The organism is Agrobacterium leguminum (assembly GCF_005144435.2).
Lineage (GTDB): Bacteria > Pseudomonadota > Alphaproteobacteria > Rhizobiales > Rhizobiaceae > Agrobacterium > Agrobacterium leguminum.
On the sequence record NZ_CP120211.1, the window covers coordinates 2367678 to 2390000 of the forward strand.

Below are 22323 nucleotides of genomic sequence, written 5' to 3' on the forward strand. Positions count from 1 at the left end.
CAAAGGGGATTGACACTTACTGTCTGCCGTTCGCCACTAGGCAGGATCGCATGGGAGCAATCGATCGATCTCTGACACTTAATTATTCTCCGCCTGAATGCGCTCATCTACTTCGAGGACGAATCTCGATGGGCGGGTGGACGAGAATGTTAGGTGAACCTCCGAGCGTGCGCGAGTGAATCCCACGTAGAAAAGACGACGCTGTTCGATGATGTCCCTTGGTGTCGGATTGGATCGAGGGATCCGGCCTTCGTCGATACCGAACATCACTACGACATCGAACTCTCGGCCCTTCGAGCTGTGCAAGGTGCTGAGATTAATGCGATCGTTTCCTTCGCCAGCTCCCGAGAACTGCCCAAGTGTCATGCCCAACAATCCCTGGTCCTGTTCAAGCCGATCTATGAGGGATCTCATCGCGGCCACGTCGTCGGACAGAGATCTGCAACCGTTCGCAAACCGTTGCACGATTGCAGCGTCGATGGCCCGCAGCCAAGCGGAAAGGTGAAGGGTACTAGACCGCGACGACCACGTGAAGGCAAGCAGGGCCCGCTTGAACTCCCACCAATCCTGATCGGACAAGATCGTCTCGGAGAACATGCGCCTACCTTCGCCGAGAATCCTTGACCAACGCGGCTCGCCGACCTCCCATCCGCCACAACACCATGCAGCGCAGCGTTCGATCCATCGCATCAATCTGTTCGACCTGGAATAAAGGGCATTCGCATCAGCGCGAACAAGCGCCCAGCCATGGTCAGCAGCCGCCTCGGCAACGGCATCGCCCATGAACGCCGCCGCATAGAGGATAGCAATATTACCGCGCTGTAGGCCGGGATTTCTCGCCTCCACTTCTGGAAGAAAGGTTGAAAACAGCCAGGCTGCGTGGTCTTCGTAGCTGCCAACAAGCGGGTGGAAGTAGACCGTGCCTTCCGCGGCACCTTCTGCCGCCTGATAACCGCGAACCTCTCCAAGAGCATATTCCGAAACCGCAACGATCCGGGTTCCACTTCGGTAGTTCAGCGCCAATCGCACCGTCTCCACGTCTTCACGCTGCGAAAGCTGCTGCAGCAACTCGGGTCTCGCCCCGGTGAACCCGTAGATTGATTGATCGGGATCGCCCACCGCCAGCAGACGTATTCCAGTTCGAAAGCAAAGTCCGAGCACCATTGAGTGAAGTGCGGTTCCAAGATCCTGATACTCGTCGACAGCGAAAACAGGGAATTTGGCAAGCAACGCATCGCGCAACCATGGATTCTTGATGAGGGCACGCAGCGCAAGAAGGGGCATGTCCTCGAAGTCGATTAAGCCAGCTTCGCGCAGATACTCCTCGTAGGACGTTGCGAGCGCGGCTCGTTGGGGGTTGGCTTCTGTCCATATCGGCTTGGTTCTATCCAAGTAAGTGCGACGGTGGAGATCCATGCCGAACCGAAAATCCTCCGGATTGCCGGCACCGCCAATCACGTCGCGGTGAGCCTTGGCCATCGCCACTCTCTTTTGCTGAGCGTTTGCGATCTGGAAGCGGGAAGGGAGTCCGACGTCTAGGAACTCGGCATATGGGATCAGAATCTGCGTCAGAGAAAAGGAGTGGACGGTGCCGACGAATACACGCTTTTCCGGTTCGACCCCAAGCGCGCCGAGCCGGTCCTCCAGTTCCCGCGCACACTCGTTGTTGTAGGTGATGCAGGCGACGCCACGCGGAGCCTTCACATCCTCGGCGAGGATGCGGGCAAGCTTGATCGTCAGGGCCTTGGTCTTGCCACTTCCGGGGCCTGCGAGAACGACGCAGTGCCCGGTGGACTCATAGGCCTGCCACTGGGCGTTGTTCGGCCTTAGTTCCTCCGCGGCGTCGAGATAAAGTGCGCTGCTAGACACGGTCGACCACGTAGTTGATCGCACGCGAGATGTAACCTGGTACTTCGAGACCGCCAATACGGGCTGCCATGCGCTGTGCAAAGCGACCTTTACCGATCTCCTCCATCATAGCGAGTAGCTGCTTCCGGTTGACTGTCGTGGGGTCTTTTTCCCAGGCGTCGATGCGTGCCGTTCGTTCCTTGCCAAAGTTGCCCTCCCTGAGGCCCTCGATGATGGACGCCATGAAGGCGCCCTTGAAGAGATCCATCTCGAGCGTATCGCCGTTGGTGAAGACCCCGAACTCTTCGATGCTTTCATCGAAGCGAGGCCAGTCATCAGTCTCCATGAGCTCGTCGAAATATTCTTTGTCGTACTTCTTGGTACGCATTCCATCTAAGAGCCGGGACAACGCGACTGTCCGCTTCTGCCCCCGATCACCATCAGGGTCGAAATCAGTGATTATGGAAAACGGGATTTTCAACGCTTCAAGAAACTTTGCGTAGGGCGTGAAGTTCGTGCCGGCGACCGAGCAGATCGTGATACCCAAACCGTCCAGATCGGCTGCGAGTTCCTCCGCGAACCTTGGAACTAGAAAGCGTTCCGCATCGCCTTCGACGAGGATGACACCGCGAGCGAACAAAATTTCGGCGCGCGTGAAATCCAGGTAGCGCTGTAAATCGTCCGCCTCGTCGGTGGACAGATCCAGGGAAGCTGTTGAACAGCCGACTGTCTCGTCGCCGTCCTCGCGCAGCAGGACGATCGATGTCACCGGAGCAATGCTCGCGATGTGCGGCGAGTGCGTCGTCATGATGATTGACAGCGGAGGATTTTCGCCGTCCTCATCCGGCCTGCTCGCATCTTCGAACAGGCTTCGATAGACGAGTCTTTGCAGGTGGGGATGCAAATGCGCTTCGGGTTCCTCTATAACGAGAAGGGAATGGTCGCGCTTGTCCCCTACAATGAGGTTGCGCAGTTCCATAGTCTTCAGCGTCAGGAAGATGAGATTCGCCGAACCAAGGCTCGCGTCGGAAACAGCCCTCTGCCCGGAGTCAATCAGCAGCCTGATTTGGCGATGGAGCTTCGAAGCATCGGTGGCGGAGAAGCCGAGCGTCGGCTCGACGTCCTGCCGCTCCCCACTCATGGTCCGGAACGACGTCGCTATGGCCTCCTCAAGTTTGGAGACCGGCTCGAACTTCATTAGACTAGAGGTTGCGGCAGCGATCTGGTGGGCGACTTCCTGCAACTCGTCACGGTCGATTGCACCAAAGGCTGTCTCGATCAGCGGTCTGAGGGGAGAGCGCCTCCAGACAGCTAGGTCTCCTTCCGCATCCCTAAGAGCCGGAAGGACATCCATGGAAATCCTGCTTCGCACATCATAACCGAATTTTCGTGTCGGATCTCTCCCGCCGTAGCACGAAAACTGGAAGTCCCTCTCGCTCGTTGGAGTCCGGCCGAGTCCGGGGCGCGCCCTATATTCGTACGTCAGTGCCACCGTGTCCGGGCTTCCGGGCACACGGTAGTCCGTCAGCACAGCGAGGACATCCGGGTCATCATCGAATTCCCTTATCTCGACGGACACCAGGATTCGACTTTCTTCGTCAAGTTCTTCAAGCCCGTCCCAGAAGTCGCCGAGAGACAGCTCTCGAGCGCTGTCTGGCAGCGATGGGTCGAATATCAGACGGAGGCCATAGAGCAAGTTCGACTTGCCGACCCGGTTCTCACCGACGATGACGACGTTGCCAGCCAGCGAGACATCGAGGCACCGGAAGTTCCTGAAATTATCTACTGTAATTCTTGAAAGGTACATCGGCTGTCCCGCGAGATGAGATATTCAGAAACGATACCTGATTCTAGGCTAGGTTGTCCGTAAGCAACGACGTTACTTTTAATACTCCTACAGGCACAGTAACGGATGGATTCGGCTGTGAACGATTCCAGCCGATGTCCGCTCCTGGGAAGCGGCTATAATGCGATCTATAGCCGACACGCGGGCGCAAAACACCCCTTCCAACCGCGCTAATTTAGGCGGCGCGCCTGTTGCCATACTCTCACGCACACAGCATGCTCGTCTGAAAACTGGAGATTGACGATTGAGTCATCGCTTAACGACAGCCGTACGAATATGCGACACTGCGAAAGGGATACTCCGCAAGAGCCGGAATTTCCCTGGCGAGGCGTCTGGGGACCACGACGTTGCGCTCCATATGGAAGAGATGGGGGTTGAACCGATGCTCCTTGCTCTCGCAATGGAGCTGGCATTGAAGGCATGGTTTGTCTTCGATTTCGATAACCCTAAACACTCCAAGTCACATGACCTCTCCAAGTTATTCGGCCGGCTCAAGTCAAAAAGTCAGGAAACACTGGATCAGGAATTCAAAAGGTGTGTCGCACCGCATCATCCCAACATCTTCTATGTCGATTACGGTATTGAACACGTGCTTTATCAGCATAAGGATGCCTTTGTAGACTGGCGCTACATGCACGAACCTAAGTCGACGATGTTCGACCGTGGCGCTTTCGAGGCGACTTTGGAAATGGTTCTTAGGGAGTTCGACAAAAGGTACTACACCGTACCGGCGTCCCCGCTTTAGCCATCCTAATCGTTCTTGCCCGATGCGTTCCATCGGTCAGAGTTACAGGCTGGAGTCCGACCTAGGTCCGTCGCTAACTGTGGCGGCTTTCAGGAACCGCATTCTCCACTCGAAACAGCCGATATGAGGTCGCTTTGCCGTCGAAGCTCAGAGGCCAGCTAAATGGCCGCTTTCCCGACTCCCCGCCGATCAGCGGTCAGGCAGGTTTCTGTTGGTTTCCACGCGGAACTGAGCCGGTTTTTCCACCGAGAAGTGAGCCACCTCTGAGTATGGTTTTCTGATCAGGCTTTGGTCAAGGGATTGGCCTTTTCTCCTCTCTTCTGAGCTGCTGCGGCCGAGCTGGCCTTGAAGCGGAAGCTGTCGTTTCCTGTTTCCAGGATATGGCAACGGTGGGTCAGGCGATCGAGCAAAGCCGTGGTCATCTTGGCATCACCGAAGACGGTTGCCCATTCGCTGAAGCTGAGGTTGGTCGTGATAATGACGCTGGTGCGCTCGTAGAGCTTGCTTAGCAGGTGGAAGAGCAACGCTCCCCCTGAGGCACTGAACGGAAGGTATCCCAATTCATCGAGGATCAGGAGATCGAGGCGAACCAGGGTCTCAGCGATCTGTCCTGCCTTGCCTTTGGCCTTCTCCTGTTCGAGCGCATTGACCAATTCGATGGTCGAGAAGAAGCGGACCTTCCGGCGGTGATGCTCGATCGCCTGGACCCCAAGGGCAGTCGCGACATGTGTTTTTCCTGTGCCCGGCCCACCGACGAGCACGATATTCTGCGCCCCGTCCATGAACTCGCATCGGTGCAGTTGGCGCACCGTCGCTTCGTTGATTTCGCTGGCGGCGAAGTCGAACCCGGAGATGTCCTTATAGGCTGGGAAGCGAGCAGCCTTCATGTGATAGGCAATCGAGCGAACCTCACGTTCGGCCATCTCGGCTTTCAGCAACTGGGACAGGATCGGCACGGCCGCATCAAAAGCTGGAGCCCCTTGCTCAATCAGGTCTGTGACGGCTTGGGCCATGCCATACATCTTCAGGCTCCGCAGCATGATGACGACGGCGGCACTTGCGGGATCATGACGCATGGCGACCTCCCACGATCCGGACACGCAAGCCATCGTAGCGTTCGACGTTGGCCTTGGGTTCACGCAACAAGGTCAGCGCCTGTGGCGTGTCGATGTCAGGGCCGTCAGTCGTTTTCCCATCGATCAGACGATGCAGCAGGTTCAGCACATGTGTCTTGGTCGCGACGCCTTGATCCAGAGCCAGCTCCACAGCCCTGACGACGACCTGTTCGTCGTGATGAAGCACCAGAGCCAGGATATCGGCCATCTCACGATCGCCGCCCAGGCGACGCAGCATCTGGTCCTGCAACCGTCGAAAGGCCCGCGGCAATTCCAGGAAAGGCGCACCATTGCGCAGGGCTCCGGGTTTGCGCTGGATGACCGCAAGGTAATGCCGCCAGTCGTAAATCGTTCGCGGTGGTTTGTCGTGGCTGCGTTCTATGATCCGCGGATGTTCGCAGAGGATATTGCCCTCGGCTGCAACAACCAGTCTCTCGGGATAAATCCGCAAGCTGACAGGCCGGTTCGCAAACGATGCAGGCACGCTATAGCGGTTCCGCTCGAAGGTGATCAGGCATGTCGGAGAGACACGTTTGCCCTGCTCGACGAAGCCGTCAAACGCAGCGGGGAGCGCCATCAATGCTGGCTGTTCCGCGGACCAGACGTCCGCGATCGTGCCGGGCAAGGTGCCGTGTGCTGTGTCGCGCCACAGGTCCTGGCAATGCTGTTCCAGCCAGGCATTCAATGCCGCCAGATCAGGAAAGTCCGGCATCTGTTGCCAAAGTCGCGGCCGGGCATCCTGGACATTCTTCTCGATCTGGCCCTTCTCCCAACCCGCGGCGGGATTGCAAAACTCAGGCGCAAAGACGTAGTGGTTCGTCATCGCGAGGAAACGGATATTGACCTGTCGCTCCTTGCCACGACCGACGCGATCGACCGCGGTTTTCATGTTATCGTAAATGCCGCGACCCGGCACACCGCCAAACACGCGGAACCCGTGCCAATGAGCGTCGAAGAGCATCTCGTGCGTTTGTAGCAGGTAGGCCCTGACCAGAAACGCCCGGCTGTGTGATAGTTTGATATGGGCGACCTGCAGCTTCGTGCGCTCGCCGCCTATCACGGCATAATCTTCGCTCCAATCGAATTGGAACGCTTCGCCTGGGCGGAAGGACAGAGGAATGAATATGCCGCGGCTCGCTGTCTGCTGCTCAGTCCGCCAGTCACGAGCGAACGCGGCGACCCTACCATAGGAGCCGGTAAAGCCGAGAGCCATCAGATCGGCATGAAGCTGCTTCAATGTTCGGCGCTGCTTGCGCGACCTCCCGGCCTCGGTCTTCAGCCAGCCAGAGAGTTTGTCGGCAAAAGGATCAAGCTTGCTCGGTCGTTCCGGAACCGTGAACGTCGGCTCGATCGTGCCGGCACTCAAATACTTCGCGATGGTGTTGCGTGACAGCCCAGTGCGCCGGCTGATCTCCCGGATCGACTGCTTCTCGCGCAGCGCCATCCGACGGATGATGTTTAAAAGTCCCATGTGGATCACTCCGTTGCCCCCGTCGCTCACCGCGTTGGGGGAAGGTTCACATGGCTCAATTCTCAATGGAAATTATGCGCCTAACCGGCTCAGTTCTGCGTGGAAACCAACAGGCATGGAAGGTCGGCCTGCGCCTCCTGAGGATTGCCGCCGCCCGGTCGAGTGCCGTTACCAGCCTGGCATGAACGCGAGTAGCCAGCTCGGCGTCACGGTCCAGAACCGCACCCGGATCGCGATGCGGGCGATAGAGCAGCGGATGCTCGCTCCCGAACCCAAGGGTGCGCTCCATATCAAAGGCAAGCCGCGTGGCTCGCGCCAAATCGCTGTCGTCACTGCCTCCGGAACCGCTCGAGACACGTTTGAGCACCAGTTGCTCGGCAGCCCGCCCGGCCATCAGCATGGTCAGCATGTTTTCGTACCAGTCGCGGGTATCGGTCGCCCAGGCGTGGAAGCCGACGAGATTGTAACCGCCCTCGCCGGTATCGATATTGAGACCGCGAACAGGTCCGAGATCAAGCGCATGATGTACGACCGCATGTCCGGCCTCGTGGAAGGCGTAACGCCAACGTAGATTATGAGGCACCGGCGGACGGTGGCCGCGGATGCCGTCTTCGATGTCCTCATAGCGGATCGCCCGTTTGCCGCGCCGCGCCTTCAACCGCGCCTCCCGGACGATGCGTTCGATATCCGCACCCGTCAGCCCCATCGCCCGTGTTGCCAAACGCCTCAGGATCACGTCGACGGAACTGCCGTCTTGCACGGCTGCCAACATTTCCGACGCGTTGGTGTTCTGCTGCTCGGTCATCGGCTGGCTCCTTTCCATTGGTCTTCTTCTTCCTTCAGATGATCGGCAACGATCCTCTTCAGCGAGAATCCATCATCGGCTTCCAAGCGAGTTTCCTGTACTGGCTCCCGGATCAGCGACGTCACATCGTCACCGAGATGATGGGCAAGGATTTCCGCCAGCGTCGGCACATCGGGCTTGAGGATTTCGATATGGGTTTCCAATCGTCCTGATCGTTTGATGGCCTCGTCGATATGGTCAGGGCGGTTGGTGGCGCCGACGATGATCAGCCCTTCGTTTTTGATCGCGCCATCGAGCAGTTCCAGCGCCTTGTTGACGATGGTATTCCAATAGTCGGCATATTCCCACTCGGCCGGCTGCCTTTTGCCGATACCGTCGATCTCGTCGATGAACAGGATCGCCGGCGCCATGGCCCGCGCCTCGACAAAGGTCTTGCTCATCCTGTCGATCACGTCGTTCAGATGTCCGCCCTGCAGCCAGGTCGAGACGGATGTGACGATCAACGGGATTTGCAGGCTGTTGCAGAGCGCACGGGCAAAGGTCGTCTTGCCGGTCCCGGGCGGACCGGACAGCAAAAGCTTGGTGCTCATCTCCGACCAGGAGAGGATGCTCGCCCGATAATCGTCAAGGTCTGCCTTGAGATCGAGCGCCCAGTCCTTCGCCTTGCCATATCCGGATAGCGTTTCGACGGTCATTGGCGGCTTGTGGCCGATCTCACCTGCTGTCGGCAAAGCCTCCGGCTGGATCACTTCGGAGCCCGACGGCTTGTCCTTCTTCCAGCGACCGTTGTTTTCGGTGTCGGACGATTTCGGCTTTTCGTGCGAGCCTTGGGGTTTCTCGGTGGATGTGCTGGACGATGCCGATGCGGATGTCTTGTCGCCACCACCGCCCTCCTCTTCCTCAAAGTCACTGCGATTGCGCTCAATGAGCACTGCAAGGACATGCAGCACGTCGTGAACATGCCGCCCTGGACGGAAGGCAAGAACCAGATCCTCGAGCGACAGCCAGCGCGCATCGGAATCCGACGGCAGACCGAGCGTCTCGATTGCCGTGTCCGGATAAAGCACCTCGACCAGATCGGCAACAAACCTGCGGTCGAGCTTTCCCGTTTCCAGTGACAGGTCGGCGGCGATCTGCAGCAACGAGGGAATGTCCGACCGTTTTTCCGCGATGGCGAGGACGGACAGGTCGCGGGACAGCGCGCTGAGCATCCGCCGGCGCAGGGCATTGCCCGTGACACGATGCACGCCCGCGCCCGAGAAGGTCATCAGGCGCCTGCGTGTCTCAGCTTCGAGGACATCGAAGTGATCGTCATTGAACATGTGATCCGACTCGATGACTGCGAACGGGCCGCCGGGCACCAGCCGGGATTTTTCAAGGAGCCGCAGCACTTGCCCCTCGAAGCCTGCAAGTGGCGCATGGAGGGTGACGACCGGTGTCACACGGGTCAGCGTATAGACGATCTCCCGAAGCGATCGTCCGCTCCTTTGCACCGCTCGCGCCAGAACCAGGGCGGACACGATGTGACTGACCAGTGGCTGAGCGGCTGCCCGATCCACCAGGCCGACAGCATAGGCCCGCCGATCGATACCGTTGCTCAGCAACGCGTCCTCTCCGTTTGCGCCATGACGCACCCGAGGGATGTTCACGAGTTGCGAGGCGAACGGCGGATGAACGGTCCCGGCGGTCACGACACCATCGCCACCGGAACCCGGCCCCGGATTGCCGGTCTCTTTCGATGGGATAAGCCAATCACCAAAATTCCGCCGGAACCAAGTATCGTCACGGATCGGATCGCCGGTCAGTCGTGTCGTGTCAAAGGCTGGACTGTAGCGGCAGGTGAGATGACCATCGACATCGACGATCTTGCTTTCCAGCAGGCCGTTGCGCAGAGCGATCCGGCGCGCCTCGCGGCGGGCAAGATGACGAAGGCGGCGAACAAGCAGTCGGGCGAGCTTATCCATCAGTCCGGCCTCCCGTCTCCGCGGCAATAATTGCCGTTTGGGCGTTCTGCACCGGATCGCGCCGACGCGGCCGACCACGCCGCCGCCCGTCAATGCCACCGGGATTCGGGATCCGCGCCAACACACGGTCGCGCGGCGAACGACGTGGCGGATGCGCGTCAGCCGACGAACCGGTCGAGCCAGACAGGCTCAGGTGTTCGCTCCGGGACCGATCGAGATCCCGGTTGCGGCTTCGCAGCCAGTCGAGCATCAGGCGGCATGCGGCATTGCCGCTGTCGGCAGTAGCGCGCAACCGCTGCATCAGAGGCTCAGGAACAAGGCCATCCAGCAAAGGACCTTGCCGGACGCAGGCAAGCGCTAACCCGATCAGAACGGCGGGATCGTCGCGGTTGGTCGAACCGTGGCTAAGGTCGGCGGATTGAATATGAGGGAGATTCGCAGACTTGCTGCGAAGGCAGGGCGACGCGATGGTATCGGTCGTGACCGCTTCGCAGAGGAAGCCGGTCACAGTCGGGCTATGGGTATCGATGGACATGACTGTCTCCTCGCCGGAGCGCATCGCATCCGGCGTTCGTGGAATGGAGGATGAGGGAAGCCGGCCACGCGCTTCAGGCGCGGCCGCGGCTGAGCCGTTGGGCTAGCGGCTCGTCAGTGCCGACGCGGACGGCGGGCGAAGCCGACCCGGATGCGGGCGGGCTCCGGTTCGTCGTCGAAGCAGCCGAGATCGTAATGGCCATCATCCTCGTCCGGCGCGCCCATCGCCTGCTCTTCCTCGAAAGTGCGGGCCGGACCGTTCAGAGCGATCAGCCGGTTTGCGATAATGGCAGCGGCGGGCGCCGTATCCGGTTTGGCCATTGCCACCACACCCAGTGCCTTACGGGCTTCCGCCTCAAGAAGCTGCTGCACGCGGCGGCCGAAGCGCAGACGCAGTTCTGCCATGCAGGCCGCAACTCCGTCGATCTCGAGCAGGTCGTCGATCTCCGACAGAGCCCAGATGCCGGTGGCATGATCGCTCGGGCGGCTGGCGCCATCGACGATGGCAACCTCGACCGTGTCGATCATGAGCCGCTTGTGGTTCTTGTAGAGCCAGTCCGGCAACACCATTGCCGAGGCCATCATCTTCATCTTCAGCTCTTCGAGACGGCTGGTGTCGCCGTAAGAGGCGAGCGAACGCTTGACGTCGAGAATGTAGGCCAGGTGCTTTGTCCGGTTCACCACGATCAGGTCGGGCGTATAGCTGCCTTTGGCCGGCGCCTCGCAGTCAAGCTTGATCCCATCGAGGCTCGACCAGTCGTTGCCGGAGACGGCTTCGAGCGCCGCCTTGACCAGCGGAAGCTTGAGCGACTGCGTCAAGACAACAATGTTGGGATTGGCCTTCGCCAGTCGCTCGACCGCCTGCTCAAGCAGCTTGCCTTCACGGAACGAGACGGCGCGCACGAGCGAGGCGATGTGAACGTAGTGGCCGAGGATTTCGTCCTCGACGGGTTCGCCGTCGGCGATGGCGGCAATGGCGCGATCGATCAGCAGATCGAGATCAGCTTCCACTTCGGCGAAGCGAACGATATGCGGATGGCGGCGCAACGCGGGCGGCTCGCCAAGGCCGGTCCGGGCACCAGCACCGAATGAGCGGTGGGAGAACATCGATGCCATTGCGGCGGACGAACGGAGAACTTCCCCTGTGGGGGTCATAGAGGTAAACGTGGTCATAGCCCGATTCCTTTTCGCGAAGGCTGAGGGTCAGGCCCTTGTCGATGTTGGTAGCATCGGCTTGGGCCGTTTTGTGTCCGGTCTTCCGAACGCCCCCAACCTGGCAGGACCGGGAGCCGGGCTCAAGGACCCGGGAGAGCAAAAAGGAACAAAGCCGGTACATAGTTAACGCCGGGCTCACAACGTCCAGGCCGATCAACGCTTCCGGTGATCGCAACGGTCGGCCTCAGCGTTTCACTCGCCATCATCAGGCAAAAGGAAAAGGGCCGACATGCGGCCCTTCCGAGTTTGGCGGGAAGGCCGGTCGCCCGGCCCTCGTGCAACTTGCATCTTAAGGCGTGACGGCTGGCGCGAGTTCAGCCTCGACAACGCTGTCATCGGCAAGCGCCGGCACCTTGGCAAACTGCTTGCGGTTTCGCGGCGCCTCACGGCTGACCGTCATGAAGCCGCCGGTCGCCTCCTCCAGCGCCGCGCCGAACCGATCGATCACCTCATCCGGGACATCGGCATCATCAGAGACCTCGTCCGACATTACCGGCTCGGCATCGTGATGATCGCCGACGCTGTCCGCTTCTGCCGGAACCGCCGGTTCGGAAGCCGGAGCAGTTGGCGCCGCAAGCGGCCATTCCGGCTTCCGCTCCTTTGACACCGCCCAACCGAGCACCGGAAGGACATGCAGCGCAAGCCAGTCACGCATGTCTTTCGACTTCGGCCAGCCATCAACACCATCCAATGTATAGAGCGTATCGTTGACCTCGGCCCAGCCGGTCTTCTTCGGGAACTTGGTCGGCCGAGTGTTGCGGCCATAATCGAGCTCCGGCTCGATGAACAGCGCCAGGCTTTCGAGTTCCTGACGCGCGACGCGGGCGATGTCCTGGATTTCCTTCGCCAGCGCCTCCTTGATCACGCGGCTTCTGCTGAGCGCGGCCTCGACCGCCTTGCAGATCGTGACAACGTGCTCAATGAACGCCTTCAATCCATCGCGGATCTTGGCCGCAATCAATACTTTCAGTCCGCCAACACCGCCGGTCGAGAACTGATCGTCCTTCTCGGCCTTGTCGCCACTCTCCTCGCCACCGGCAAGAATGGCCTTCACGTCGGCAACCTGAAGGCGCCCGTTCTCCTCGGCAAAGGCAATGGCCGCCGTGATCTGGTCGGTCGTTGCCGAACTCAGATGGAACAGCGCTGTTGCCCCGACCGAGAGATCGACCAGTTCGTCGCGAACATGGCCGAGGTTGCGGAACACCGCCATATAATTGCGACCGCTGCGCGCGGAGAGGCCGCAGCGCATCTTTACCCATTTGTCGAATCGGCCATCAGCCAGCAGGTCCGCGGCTTTCGCCAGATGATCGCCGAGTTCGAAAGTCTGCTCGGTGGTGCGGCGCCCGAGGTCGAAGATATGAGCCGCGCTGCTTTCGAGCAGATCGCGCGTCGTGTGCCCGATCCCCTCTTCTTCATAGTTATAGGAGAAGGCGGCGGTCGCAGTGGTCTTGGTATTTCTGGTGCGCATGGAAGTCTCCGTGTGACGCGTTAACAATGTATCCGACGAACAACGCATCGGATGACTATATGATTGCGCCAATACGGACGTAATGCAAATTCAAGTAAAACATATTTAAAGTATATAGTTGATTATAATCTTTATTTATCCGCGGTTTTTAGCAGACATATTCAACGATATACGACATATTAATCAATAAACATCGAGATATATGATAATTATAAAATTTTTTCACTTCATGATCGATTGGTATTATTTCACGGCAAAATCCAAAACCCAAGCCGGATAGGCGACCTCGCACATTTAAGGCCTTCACGAAGTAGTTTGGCCGTCACGGAAACACGCGACGAAGTAAACACGAAGCCAGCGTCTCGCCGTCTAAGAGCGACGCTCGATTTCCATCCGAAGATGGCACATTCCGCGCGAACGGCTGGGACATATGACATGCGGCCTCGCGGATGAACCGACCGGGAAGGTTTCGGTTCGCCGCCTCATATTCCGGAGTGGAGATGGTCCTGCAGGCGCAAGCGCGACAGGAAGCCGCTTGTGACTTCCCTCAGCTTGCCCACAGGTCATTTCAAAGTGTCCGCACGTCGAGACAAATTGCGATCATTTGATTCAAGGTCCGATATTTTTGATTCCAAACGCTGGTCATTTGATTCACGTCCGCCGTTTGTCCCTCGCCAGCTTATCTCGACCTGTCTCAACGTGCCCGCAATTGATCTCAAATTGCGCTCATTTGATTCAGAACCCAAAAAAAACGATTCATAAACCGGGATTTCCGATTCCATGCAAACGGCGTTGCAGTAGTGACAACGGTCTGGCATCGGTAGCCAGAGACCTGACGGGGAAGAGTGCATGCCAGCGAAGTCCGAGGAGATCCGCAACAGTAAACAGCGCGAGCGACAGCAGAAGCTGCGTGATGCCGACAAAAAGGCCAAGCGCCCCGGACGCGACGATGTGGCCCGAACGGCGCTGTTCATGGCGATCTCCGCCATGGCTGCCGAGGGAGCAACGGAAACGCTGGGAAAGTTTAAAAAACGGGTGGTCAGGATGCTGGTCAAGCAGGGCTTCGACGAGCATGAATCCCTCACCGTCTTCGATGGGCTTGTTGAGAAGTACCGGGATGGCGACTGGCCCTTCCGCCGCAAGCCCCATCTGCTTTATCCTGACGGTGCCGACGAGGGCGCCTGAGCGGTTTCGTCCACCTGCCTACGATCCCCGTCCTGCTCACCTTGCGCTGCCACTGGAACACCTAACGGCGTTTGCAATCTCTACGACACCTCCCCCCATTACTCGGTTAAACGCCGTTTATCCTGAATCGGATTTCCAGAGTGCTGGGGGGCCGATCATCCAAGATCGACTCATCAGCATCCATCCAATTCGCTAAAATGCTATCGATTTGATTAAGCCCTGGTCAGCCAGGTTTTCAAATATTCCTGAAGCCTGCAAGGTCACTGCATTGATTTCGCAAAGGGTATGGATAGTGTCGCCGGCGGCTGAGGTGAACGCCTCGGCCGGAATGCGCACCAGCGGAAGCCCTTGCATGGCGGAAACTGGTTTTCTGATTGGCTTTTTGCTAACCGGGACAATCTTGCAAGGGAGGACTCCTGGCGTGCTCGTGACACCGATGATCGAGTGACGTACCGATTTTTTACAGAGGCTCTGGCCGGTGCGGACCGTCCTGCAGAGCATTGCCCAGCCTGTGTCACCTTATCCGTGTGGTGGCTTTCAGGCACAAAGAGATGGGATCGAGGGCGAACGGACGCCTGAGGGATCCAGAGTGGTGAGCGCATTCCTTCAACTCCACCCTGGATACGAAGGATCCGAACGTGCCCAACATCATCTACCTCCCGTCCGCACTCGGTGCGATCAAGACCCACCACCTCCACGATGTCGACAACGACACCAAATGCCGGCTGCATTCCGGCACAGTAGCCATGGCCTCCATCACGGGTGAGCCGATGTCCCGCGTCCGGGATGCCGTGCGCCTCAACCGTCATGGCGCTGGCTGGGTAGACCGTCGTCGCGCTCCCGCGATCACGAAGACGCACGACGACGAGATCGAGAGCACCTTGCGATTGCTGGGCTATGCAGGCGAATGGCACGACATCAAAGGTCGTCCGACCCTTGCGGCATACCTCAAAGCCCGCACTGGCATTCAGCAAAGCCACCCTTGCGTCGTGTTTATGAACAACCACCGCGTCGCGATCAGTGGCGGGCTGTTTTGCGATGTGACCAATAACGGCCTGATGGTCGATATCGACCGCGCACCCTGGCGGCGCAAGCCGGTGCACCGTGTGTTCGTCCTCACCCACCGAATCCCCGCGACGCAGATCCCGTCGAAGACTCTTCAGCGCGTCCAGCCGGCACACCTGACGACGGAGCAGAAACGCCAGATCAAGGAATTGGATCGCCTGTTTCGCGCAGCCATCAAGGCGGAGACGGGCGCAACGCGGGTCAAGGTCACCTCCACCGAAGTCTTCATTATCCGCCCCGCCGATTCCGGCTGGACCTGGTGCGGCGCGCGCGATGGCGTCGTCGACAGCCTCCTCAAGCTTCAGCAGCATAGCTGGATTAGCGGCAACACCAATGAGGCTGCGGCCTACCGCGCCACGATGGGTTACTGACCAGCGCCCAGGAGCGGCTCCTTATTGCGGCAATTATTGCCGCCAGTACCTGCCAACCGCCAGACCATGATGATCTGGCATCGCAGCGGGGCTCACAAGTTCCCCGCCGCCGGTTACCATGTCCCCCGACCTCGCTCATTCGAACGGAGATCACTCCATGACCAAGAACGTCCTGTTCTACGCACGCCATTCTGACGGATACCATGACCATGCCTGCCTGGAAACGCAGCTCTACTACGGGCACCGCTTCATCAAGGAGAATGGCTGGACCTTCGCAAAGTCCTATAATGACGAGGATATCGGCGAAGTCGTCTTCATGGCGCAGCCCGGCGTGCGCAAGCTTTTCGCCCATATCGAGCGTGAGAAAGTCGATATCGTCCTCTGCCATACGCTGGACCGGTTGTGCTCGCGATTTGATATCGCAAGCCGACTGTTGACCGCACTCGCGCGCAAGGGCATCGAACTCTGGGTCGCCGATCCCGGCGAGCGTATCACCGCCCGGAACCTGTCCGATTACTATATCGATGACCGCAGCAAGATGTTTGCCGCCAGCAGCCACGTTGCCCAGGTGCCCGATGACCTGCGCGAGGAGAAACACTTCGCGCCCCTCCCGTTCGGCTACCGCTATTCCGGCGCCTGCAATGCCGACGGCCAGCGCATCTTCGGTTTCAAGATCGTCGATCCGGTCGCCGCCGATGTCATCAGGCGTATTTTCGGTATGTATGCCGAGGGAATGACACCGACAAAAATCGCTGCTCTTCTTAATGTCGAAGGCGTGGCCGGTCCCCGTGGCAGTATCTGGCGCGACGCTGCGATCCGCGGCAACCGCGCAAGCGGAACCGGGATCCTCAACAATCCGGCTTACATCGGCGCGTGTAAACAACTTGGCGGCGATGACTACCATTACGTATCGGCACTGCGCATCGTCAGCGATGACCTCTGGGACCGCGTGAAGGATCGCCAGGATGCCGCAGCCGAACGTGCTGCAGGATTGGCAGGGCGCCGCAGGCAGCAGAGCTGAGCACGCTGCAAACGAACTGGCCGGCAATGCCGGCCAGTGTTCACGAAGACATTGATGAATATGGAATTCCGCAAATGACCAAGAATGTTCTGTTTTATGCCCGCTACTCCACCGACCGCCAGCATGAGGTCTCGATCGAAACGCAGATCGAACTCGGCAAGGCCTTTGTCGCACGTCAGGGCTGGAAGCTGGTCGAGATCTACTCCGACGCCGCCATCAGCGGCACCAGCTACCAGCTCCGCGCCGGCATCCAGAGCCTCATGGCGCATGTGAAGCGCGAGCGCATCGATATCGTCCTCTGCGTCACCGTCGATCGCTTGTCGCGCGACATCGAGCATAGCGCGAAGATCCTCAAGCAGCTTCGCTATTGCGACGCGGACATCTGGACGGTCCACGCCGGCACCCCGGTGACCGACCTCGAGATGGCATTGCGCGCCGCGCTCAGCCATGAACTGGTCGAACAGATCCGGTATCGCACGCGCGAAGGCATGAAGATGGCCGTCCGGAAAGGCAAGGCATCCACCTGCCTCGCCTACGGCTACTTGCTCTCCCAGCAGCGCGATGCGAACGGCGATCGCATCAAGGGTTTGCGCGAGATCGATCCTGCAAAGGCTGAGGTGGTTCGCCGCATTTTCACCCTCTATGCCGACGGCGTGTCGCCTCGCGACATCGCCCAGCTTTTGAACAAAGAGGGCATCCCGGGCTCGCGCGGCCGCAAGTGGCGCGACACCGCCATCCGCGGCCACGTCAGCCGTGGCACCGGCATCCTCAACAACGAGAGCTACATCGGCCGCATGGTCTGGAACAAGCGTAACTACCGCAAGAACCCGGAGACTGAACGACGCACCGCGCGCGCCAACGACGCAAGCGAATGGGTGCTGACGGCGGTGCCGGAGATGCGCATCGTCTCCGACGACCTATGGCAGCGGGTGAAGGAACGACAGAAGGAGATCGGCGAGCTTTACGATTTCGGGCAGAGCAACCGGCTGAATGCAACGCACCGCCCGGGATACCTGCTCAGTCACCTGCTCGAATGCGCGGAATGTGGCGGCCCTTACGCCATCAGCGGCAAGGACCGCTATAGCTGCACCAACCGCAAGAAGCGCCTGCCGATCGACGAGCTCGGCGGAGCCTGCTGTAGCAACAGCAAGACCATTACCCGCCAGGAGCTCGAGAGCCGCGTTCTCGATTGCCTGCCGGCCGCTTTCTTCTCCCTCGGGATGTTCGACACCATGTCGGCAAAGGTGATCGAGCAGGAAACATCAAAGCTTCGCCGCCCGAAAGCCGAGCGCGAGCAGATGACGCGCGAACTGAACGAGTTGGAGCGCAAGCAGAAGAGCATCATCCAGCAGATCTCGGACCGCGCCATGCAGGGCCGCCCTCCTCTCGCCGCGCTCGACGATACGCTCGATCAGATCGAGCACCAGCGTGTCGCCCTGGCAAGGGAGATCGACGCTTTCACCACGTCCGAACCGGACATGTGGGCGAAGATCGAGGAATTGAAGCAGCGTCACAATCCCGCCCAGACGGAACTGCGCATGCGCCACTTCTTCCTGCAGGCGCGTCGCGGCAAAAACGACGATGCCAAGCGCCAGGTGATGCCGATCGTGCGCTCACTGGTGCAGAAGGTGGTCATCGGCAAGACCCAGGGCCATCAGCCGGCAACCCTCGAAGTCCACGGCTTGATCGCTTCCATTCTCGCGCAGATGGACGTTCTCGACTTGATGGAGCGTCGCTTCGTCGCCGAGGTGCATGCGGATTTCATCGAGAAGCTGGAAGCCGGAGAAATCGAGACGAAGGAGTAACAAAAAAAGCTCCTCGACTCATATGAGGAGGAGCTTCGTCGCAAATACCCCGAGTGGGAGAATTTACAAGTTTCAGTGGTTGCGGGGGCAGGATTTGAACCTGCGGCCTTCAGGTTATGAGCCTGACGAGCTACCGGGCTGCTCCACCCCGCGTTGATGGTTTTATTATAGCATAAAGGCCGCTGTTGCGGCCTTTTGATTTGGGCTTTGTGCCCCTTTTGTGATTGAGAAGATTTTGTGTTGCGTTTTGCAGACCTGGCAGCGACCTACTCTCCCGCGTCTTGAGACGAAGTACCATTGGCGCTGGGGCGTTTCACGGCCGTGTTCGGAATGGGAACGGGTGCAGCCGCCCCGCGATAACCACCAGGTCGGCAAAACGCAACATATGATCCATGCGTTTCGCATGGATCATATGATTGCTTGTTTATTGGTGTACCTTATCCTGTTCGCTTGACGCTCACAGGGGACACCAATTGGCCATACGGTCACCTCGCATATGAGGCAACGTCTGATCCAAGCGATCACAGACCATGTTTTCACATGGAAACTGTTGTTTCGAGAAGCTGGAGAGCTGAACGCTCTATTTAATTTACACGTCTTTCTGTGACCTGTCGGTATTCCACCTTTGCTCAACAATGAGCATGGCAGCCATACAGACCAGAGGTCGTCGCGCCCTGTGGCGCGGCCCGTCCGGAGCCCTTCGGGCGTCAGGACAGAACAGATCATCAAGCTTGGCTTGATGAACATATTCAATGGGAACGAAGAAGTCGATCGAGCTATTAGTAACGGTAAGCTTCACACATTGCTGTGCTTCCACACCCGTCCTATCAACGTGGTCGTCTTCCACGGCTCTGATAGGGAACACTCGTTTTCAGGTTGGTTTCCCGCTTAGATGCCTTCAGCGGTTATCCATTCCGTATATAGCTACTCTGCTATGCCCTTGGCAGGACAACAGATCCACCAGAGATACGTCCATCCCGGTCCTCTCGTACTAGGGACAGATCCTGTCAATATTCCTACACCCACGGCAGATAGGGACCGAACTGTCTCACGACGTTCTGAACCCAACTCACGTACCGCTTTAAATGGCGAACAGCCATACCCTTGGGACCTGCTCCAGCCCCAGGATGCGATGAGTCGACATCGAGGTGCCAAACAACCCCGTCGATATGGACTCTTGGGGGTCATCAGCCTGTTATCCCCGGCGTACCTTTTATCCGTTGAGCGATGGCCCTTCCACACGGGACCACCGGATCACTATGACCGACTTTCGTCTCTGCTCGACTTGTCAGTCTCGCAGTCAGGCTAGCTTATGCCATTGCACTCGACGACCGATTTCCGACCGGTCTGAGCTAACCATCGCGCGCCTCCGTTACTCTTTCGGAGGCGACCGCCCCAGTCAAACTACCCACCATACACTGTCCCGGATCCGGATAACGGACCGCGGTTAGACATCCACGAAGATAAGGGTGGTATTTCAAGGATGGCTCCACAGAAACTGGCGTCCCTGCTTCAAAGCCTACCACCTATCCTACACATGCCTTGGCGAATGCCAGTGTAAAGCTATAGTAAAGGTGCACGGGGTCTTTCCGTCTGACCGCAGGAACCCCGCATCTTCACGGGGAATTCAATTTCACTGAGTCTATGTTGGAGACAGCGGGGAAGTCGTTACGCCATTCGTGCAGGTCGGAACTTACCCGACAAGGAATTTCGCTACCTTAGGACCGTTATAGTTACGGCCGCCGTTTACTGGGGCTTCAGTTCAGAGCTTGCACCCCTCCCTTTAACCTTCCAGCACCGGGCAGGCGTCAGACCCTATACGTCGTATTGCTACTTCGCAGAGCCCTGTGTTTTTGATAAACAGTCGCTACCCCCTGGTCTGTGCCACCCCATCATACTTGCGTACAAAAGGGTCACGCTTCTTCCGAAGTTACGCGTGCAATTTGCCGAGTTCCTTCAACATAGTTCTCTCAAGCGCCTTGGTATACTCTACCTGACCACCTGTGTCGGTTTCGGGTACGGTCTATACGGTGGAGCTATTTCCTGGAACCTCTTCGCCGCCCAACCAATCCAATAAGGTTGAACAACACACGAGATCCGTCACTACCACCAGGCCCACGAATATTAACGTGGTTCCCATCGACTACGCGTGTCCGCCTCGTCTTAGGGGCCGGCTAACCCTGCTCAGATTAACTTTAAGCAGGAACCCTTGGTCTTTCGGCGAGGGAGTCTCTCACTCCCTTTATCGTTACTCATGTCAACATTCGCACTTCCGATATCTCCAGCAGCCCTCACGGGTCCGCCTTCACAGACTTACGGAACGCTCCGCTACCACTTGCACAAAGTGCAAATCCTCAGCTTCGGTGCATGGCTTTAGCCCCGTTACATTTTCGGCGCAAAGACCCTTATTTAGACCAGTGAGCTGTTACGCTTTCTTTAAATGATGGCTGCTTCTAAGCCAACATCCTGGTTGTTTTGGGATCCTCACATCCTTTCCCACTTAGCCATGACTTGGGGACCTTAGCTGGAGGTCAGGGTTGTTGCCCTTTTCACGACGGACGTTAGCACCCGCCGTGTGTCTGCCGACTAGTACTCCTCGGTATTCGGAGTTTGGTTAGGATCAGTAAGACGGTGAGTCCCCATAGCCCATCCAGTGCTCTACCCCCGAGGGTATTCGGTCGACGCTCTACCTAAATAGATTTCGCGGAGAACCAGCTATTTCCGAGTTTGATTGGCCTTTCACCCCTAGCCACAAGTCATCCCGAACTATTGCAACAGTTATGGGTTCGGCCCTCCAGTTGGTGTTACCCAACCTTCAGCCTGCTCATGGCTAGATCACTCGGTTTCGGGTCTAATGCAACTAACTCAATCGCCCTATTCAGACTCGCTTTCGCTGCGCCTACACCTACCGGCTTAAGCTTGCTAGTTACACTAAGTCGTTGACCCATTATACAAAAGGTACGCCGTCACCCTTGCGGGCTCCGACTGTTTGTAGGCATCCGGTTTCAGGTTCTATTTCACTCCCCTCGTCGGGGTGCTTTTCACCTTTCCCTCACGGTACTTGTTCGCTATCGGTCATGCACGAGTACTTAGGCTTGGAGAGTGGTCTCCCCATGTTCAGACAGGATTTCACGTGTCCCGCCCTACTCAAGGACAATGACTGTTCTACGCGTAAGGGGCTATCACCCTCTATGGCCGACTTTTCCAAATCGTTCCGCTTTATTCATCATTGCCACTGGCCTGGTCCGCGTTCGCTCGCCACTACTTGCGGAGTCTCGGTTGATGTCCTTTCCTGCAGGTACTTAGATGTTTCAGTTCCCTGCGTTCGCTTCTTACCCCTATGTATTCGAAAGTAAGATACCTTATCACAATGCTTGGAAACCCAAGCCGTCGAAGACGGTTTGGATTTTCCAAGCATTTAAGGTGGGTTGCCCCATTCGGAGATCCATGGATCAAAGCTTATTCGCAGCTCCCCACGGCTTTTCGCAGCGTATCACGTCCTTCTTCGCCTGTGCATGCCAAGGCATCCACCAAATGCCCTTAATTCACTTCTTCGTTCTCATTGTCTATGCTCATCCATAGCCGTTCCAAAGGAACGGCAACCTGATTACCTTTTACAATCAAGTCAGTTCATGATGACATCGACGTGTCGGTACGGTCTTCTTTGAGGGCACGCCGGTGCACCTCGAAGCCATACCATTAAGACCAGCTTCTCGAGATATCATCCGGTGATGCGCGGTCAGGCAACATCAATCCAGCATGTCCATCAGATGAAGGCCTAAACCTTCAAACAACAAACATGCCTCGGACAAGCGATCCTTCCTACCTCCAACCCCTCCACCAATTCCGGCCGACTAAGCCATCT

At 58.1% G+C, this 22323-nt stretch carries 14 protein-coding genes, 1 tRNA gene and 2 rRNA genes; 5 read left to right on the forward strand and 12 right to left on the reverse strand.

Features of this window, described 5'->3' with window-relative positions; all coding sequences use genetic code 11:
* Window positions 1-78 precede the first annotated feature (78 nt).
* Window positions 79-1869, reverse strand: coding sequence for an ATP-dependent helicase (locus CFBP4996_RS11460; protein ID WP_080850781.1), 1791 nt, complete (start codon window positions 1867-1869; stop codon window positions 79-81).
* The gene (locus tag CFBP4996_RS11465) at window positions 1862-3655 is read right to left on the reverse strand and encodes an ATP-dependent nuclease (RefSeq protein WP_080850780.1); all 1794 of its coding nucleotides are present in this window, start codon (window positions 3653-3655) and stop codon (window positions 1862-1864) included. The genes CFBP4996_RS11460 and CFBP4996_RS11465 overlap by 8 nt, the downstream gene beginning before the upstream one ends.
* Window positions 3656-3938: 283 nt before the next feature.
* Here CFBP4996_RS11465 and CFBP4996_RS11470 point away from each other — a divergent pair, with 283 nt between their 5' ends.
* The gene (locus CFBP4996_RS11470; protein WP_080850779.1) at window positions 3939-4439 is read left to right on the forward strand and encodes a hypothetical protein; all 501 of its coding nucleotides are present in this window, start codon (window positions 3939-3941) and stop codon (window positions 4437-4439) included.
* Between the two features lie 281 nt (window positions 4440-4720).
* Here CFBP4996_RS11470 and istB read toward each other — a convergent pair whose 3' ends face one another.
* The 7 genes from istB to CFBP4996_RS11505 form a co-directional block, all read right to left on the reverse strand.
* Window positions 4721-5515: an IS21-like element helper ATPase IstB gene (istB, locus tag CFBP4996_RS11475; RefSeq protein ID WP_137396213.1), complete on the reverse strand. Its 795-nt coding sequence runs from the start codon at window positions 5513-5515 to the stop codon at window positions 4721-4723.
* Window positions 5505-7025, reverse strand: a complete 1521-nt coding sequence (gene istA, locus CFBP4996_RS11480; protein WP_137396214.1) for an IS21 family transposase — start codon at window positions 7023-7025, stop codon at window positions 5505-5507. The genes istB and istA overlap by 11 nt, the downstream gene beginning before the upstream one ends.
* Window positions 7026-7080: 55 nt before the next feature.
* Complete coding sequence (locus CFBP4996_RS11485) at window positions 7081-7830, reverse strand: ATP-dependent metallopeptidase FtsH/Yme1/Tma family protein (protein ID WP_137396215.1); 750 nt, start codon at window positions 7828-7830, stop codon at window positions 7081-7083.
* Window positions 7827-9794: an AAA family ATPase gene (locus CFBP4996_RS11490; protein WP_080853817.1), complete on the reverse strand. Its 1968-nt coding sequence runs from the start codon at window positions 9792-9794 to the stop codon at window positions 7827-7829. The genes CFBP4996_RS11485 and CFBP4996_RS11490 overlap by 4 nt, the downstream gene beginning before the upstream one ends.
* On the reverse strand, window positions 9787-10329 hold the full coding sequence (locus CFBP4996_RS11495) for a hypothetical protein (RefSeq protein WP_080853816.1): 543 nt from the start codon (window positions 10327-10329) through the stop codon (window positions 9787-9789). Before CFBP4996_RS11495 ends, CFBP4996_RS11490 begins: the two co-directional genes overlap by 8 nt.
* Before the next feature lie 113 nt (window positions 10330-10442).
* Window positions 10443-11501, reverse strand: coding sequence for a hypothetical protein (locus CFBP4996_RS11500; RefSeq protein ID WP_080853815.1), 1059 nt, complete (start codon window positions 11499-11501; stop codon window positions 10443-10445).
* 331 nt (window positions 11502-11832) lie between these two features.
* Window positions 11833-13011 (reverse strand): hypothetical protein, encoded by a 1179-nt coding sequence (locus tag CFBP4996_RS11505; RefSeq protein WP_080853814.1) that lies wholly within the window; start codon window positions 13009-13011, stop codon window positions 11833-11835.
* 849 nt (window positions 13012-13860) lie between these two features.
* Between CFBP4996_RS11505 and CFBP4996_RS11510 the strand changes: the two genes are divergently transcribed.
* The 4 genes from CFBP4996_RS11510 to CFBP4996_RS11525 all read left to right on the forward strand — a co-directional run bounded on the left by CFBP4996_RS11510 (window position 13861) and on the right by CFBP4996_RS11525 (window position 18458).
* Complete coding sequence (locus CFBP4996_RS11510; RefSeq protein ID WP_080853813.1) at window positions 13861-14196, forward strand: hypothetical protein; 336 nt, start codon at window positions 13861-13863, stop codon at window positions 14194-14196.
* A 638-nt stretch (window positions 14197-14834) separates the two neighbouring features.
* Window positions 14835-15632 carry a hypothetical protein gene (locus CFBP4996_RS11515; protein ID WP_080853812.1) on the forward strand — a complete coding sequence of 266 codons (798 nt, stop codon included), beginning with the start codon at window positions 14835-14837 and terminating at the stop codon, window positions 15630-15632.
* A 157-nt stretch (window positions 15633-15789) separates the two neighbouring features.
* Window positions 15790-16653, forward strand: coding sequence for a recombinase family protein (locus tag CFBP4996_RS11520; RefSeq protein ID WP_233282810.1), 864 nt, complete (start codon window positions 15790-15792; stop codon window positions 16651-16653).
* Between the two features lie 74 nt (window positions 16654-16727).
* Window positions 16728-18458 (forward strand): recombinase family protein, encoded by a 1731-nt coding sequence (locus CFBP4996_RS11525; RefSeq protein WP_233283509.1) that lies wholly within the window; start codon window positions 16728-16730, stop codon window positions 18456-18458.
* Between the two features lie 76 nt (window positions 18459-18534).
* Here the strand turns inward: CFBP4996_RS11525 and CFBP4996_RS11530 are convergent.
* From CFBP4996_RS11530 to CFBP4996_RS11540, 3 genes are all read right to left on the reverse strand, one after another.
* Window positions 18535-18611 (reverse strand) — tRNA-Met (locus CFBP4996_RS11530).
* A 100-nt stretch (window positions 18612-18711) separates the two neighbouring features.
* Window positions 18712-18826: ribosomal RNA gene (rrf, locus tag CFBP4996_RS11535) — 5S ribosomal RNA — on the reverse strand.
* 390 nt (window positions 18827-19216) lie between these two features.
* A 23S ribosomal RNA gene (locus CFBP4996_RS11540) occupies window positions 19217-22013 on the reverse strand.
* Window positions 22014-22323: the final 310 nt, after the last annotated feature.

Excerpts from the sequence above, each read along its gene's own strand:
- CFBP4996_RS11465 (WP_080850780.1), bottom strand. The coding sequence starts at position 3,655 with ATGTACCTTTCAAGAATTACAGTAGATAATTTCAGGAACTTCCGGTGC.
- istB (WP_137396213.1), bottom strand. The coding sequence starts at position 5,515 with ATGCGTCATGATCCCGCAAGTGCCGCCGTCGTCATCATGCTGCGGAGC.
- istA (WP_137396214.1), bottom strand. The coding sequence starts at position 7,025 with ATGGGACTTTTAAACATCATCCGTCGGATGGCGCTGCGCGAGAAGCAG.
- CFBP4996_RS11485 (WP_137396215.1), bottom strand. The coding sequence starts at position 7,830 with ATGACCGAGCAGCAGAACACCAACGCGTCGGAAATGTTGGCAGCCGTG.
- CFBP4996_RS11490 (WP_080853817.1), bottom strand. The coding sequence starts at position 9,794 with ATGGATAAGCTCGCCCGACTGCTTGTTCGCCGCCTTCGTCATCTTGCC.
- CFBP4996_RS11495 (WP_080853816.1), bottom strand. The coding sequence starts at position 10,329 with ATGTCCATCGATACCCATAGCCCGACTGTGACCGGCTTCCTCTGCGAA.
- CFBP4996_RS11500 (WP_080853815.1), bottom strand. The coding sequence starts at position 11,501 with ATGACCACGTTTACCTCTATGACCCCCACAGGGGAAGTTCTCCGTTCG.
- CFBP4996_RS11505 (WP_080853814.1), bottom strand. The coding sequence starts at position 13,011 with ATGCGCACCAGAAATACCAAGACCACTGCGACCGCCGCCTTCTCCTAT.
- CFBP4996_RS11510 (WP_080853813.1), top strand. The coding sequence starts at position 13,861 with ATGCCAGCGAAGTCCGAGGAGATCCGCAACAGTAAACAGCGCGAGCGA.
- CFBP4996_RS11520 (WP_233282810.1), top strand. The coding sequence starts at position 15,790 with ATGACCAAGAACGTCCTGTTCTACGCACGCCATTCTGACGGATACCAT.
- CFBP4996_RS11525 (WP_233283509.1), top strand. The coding sequence starts at position 16,728 with ATGACCAAGAATGTTCTGTTTTATGCCCGCTACTCCACCGACCGCCAG.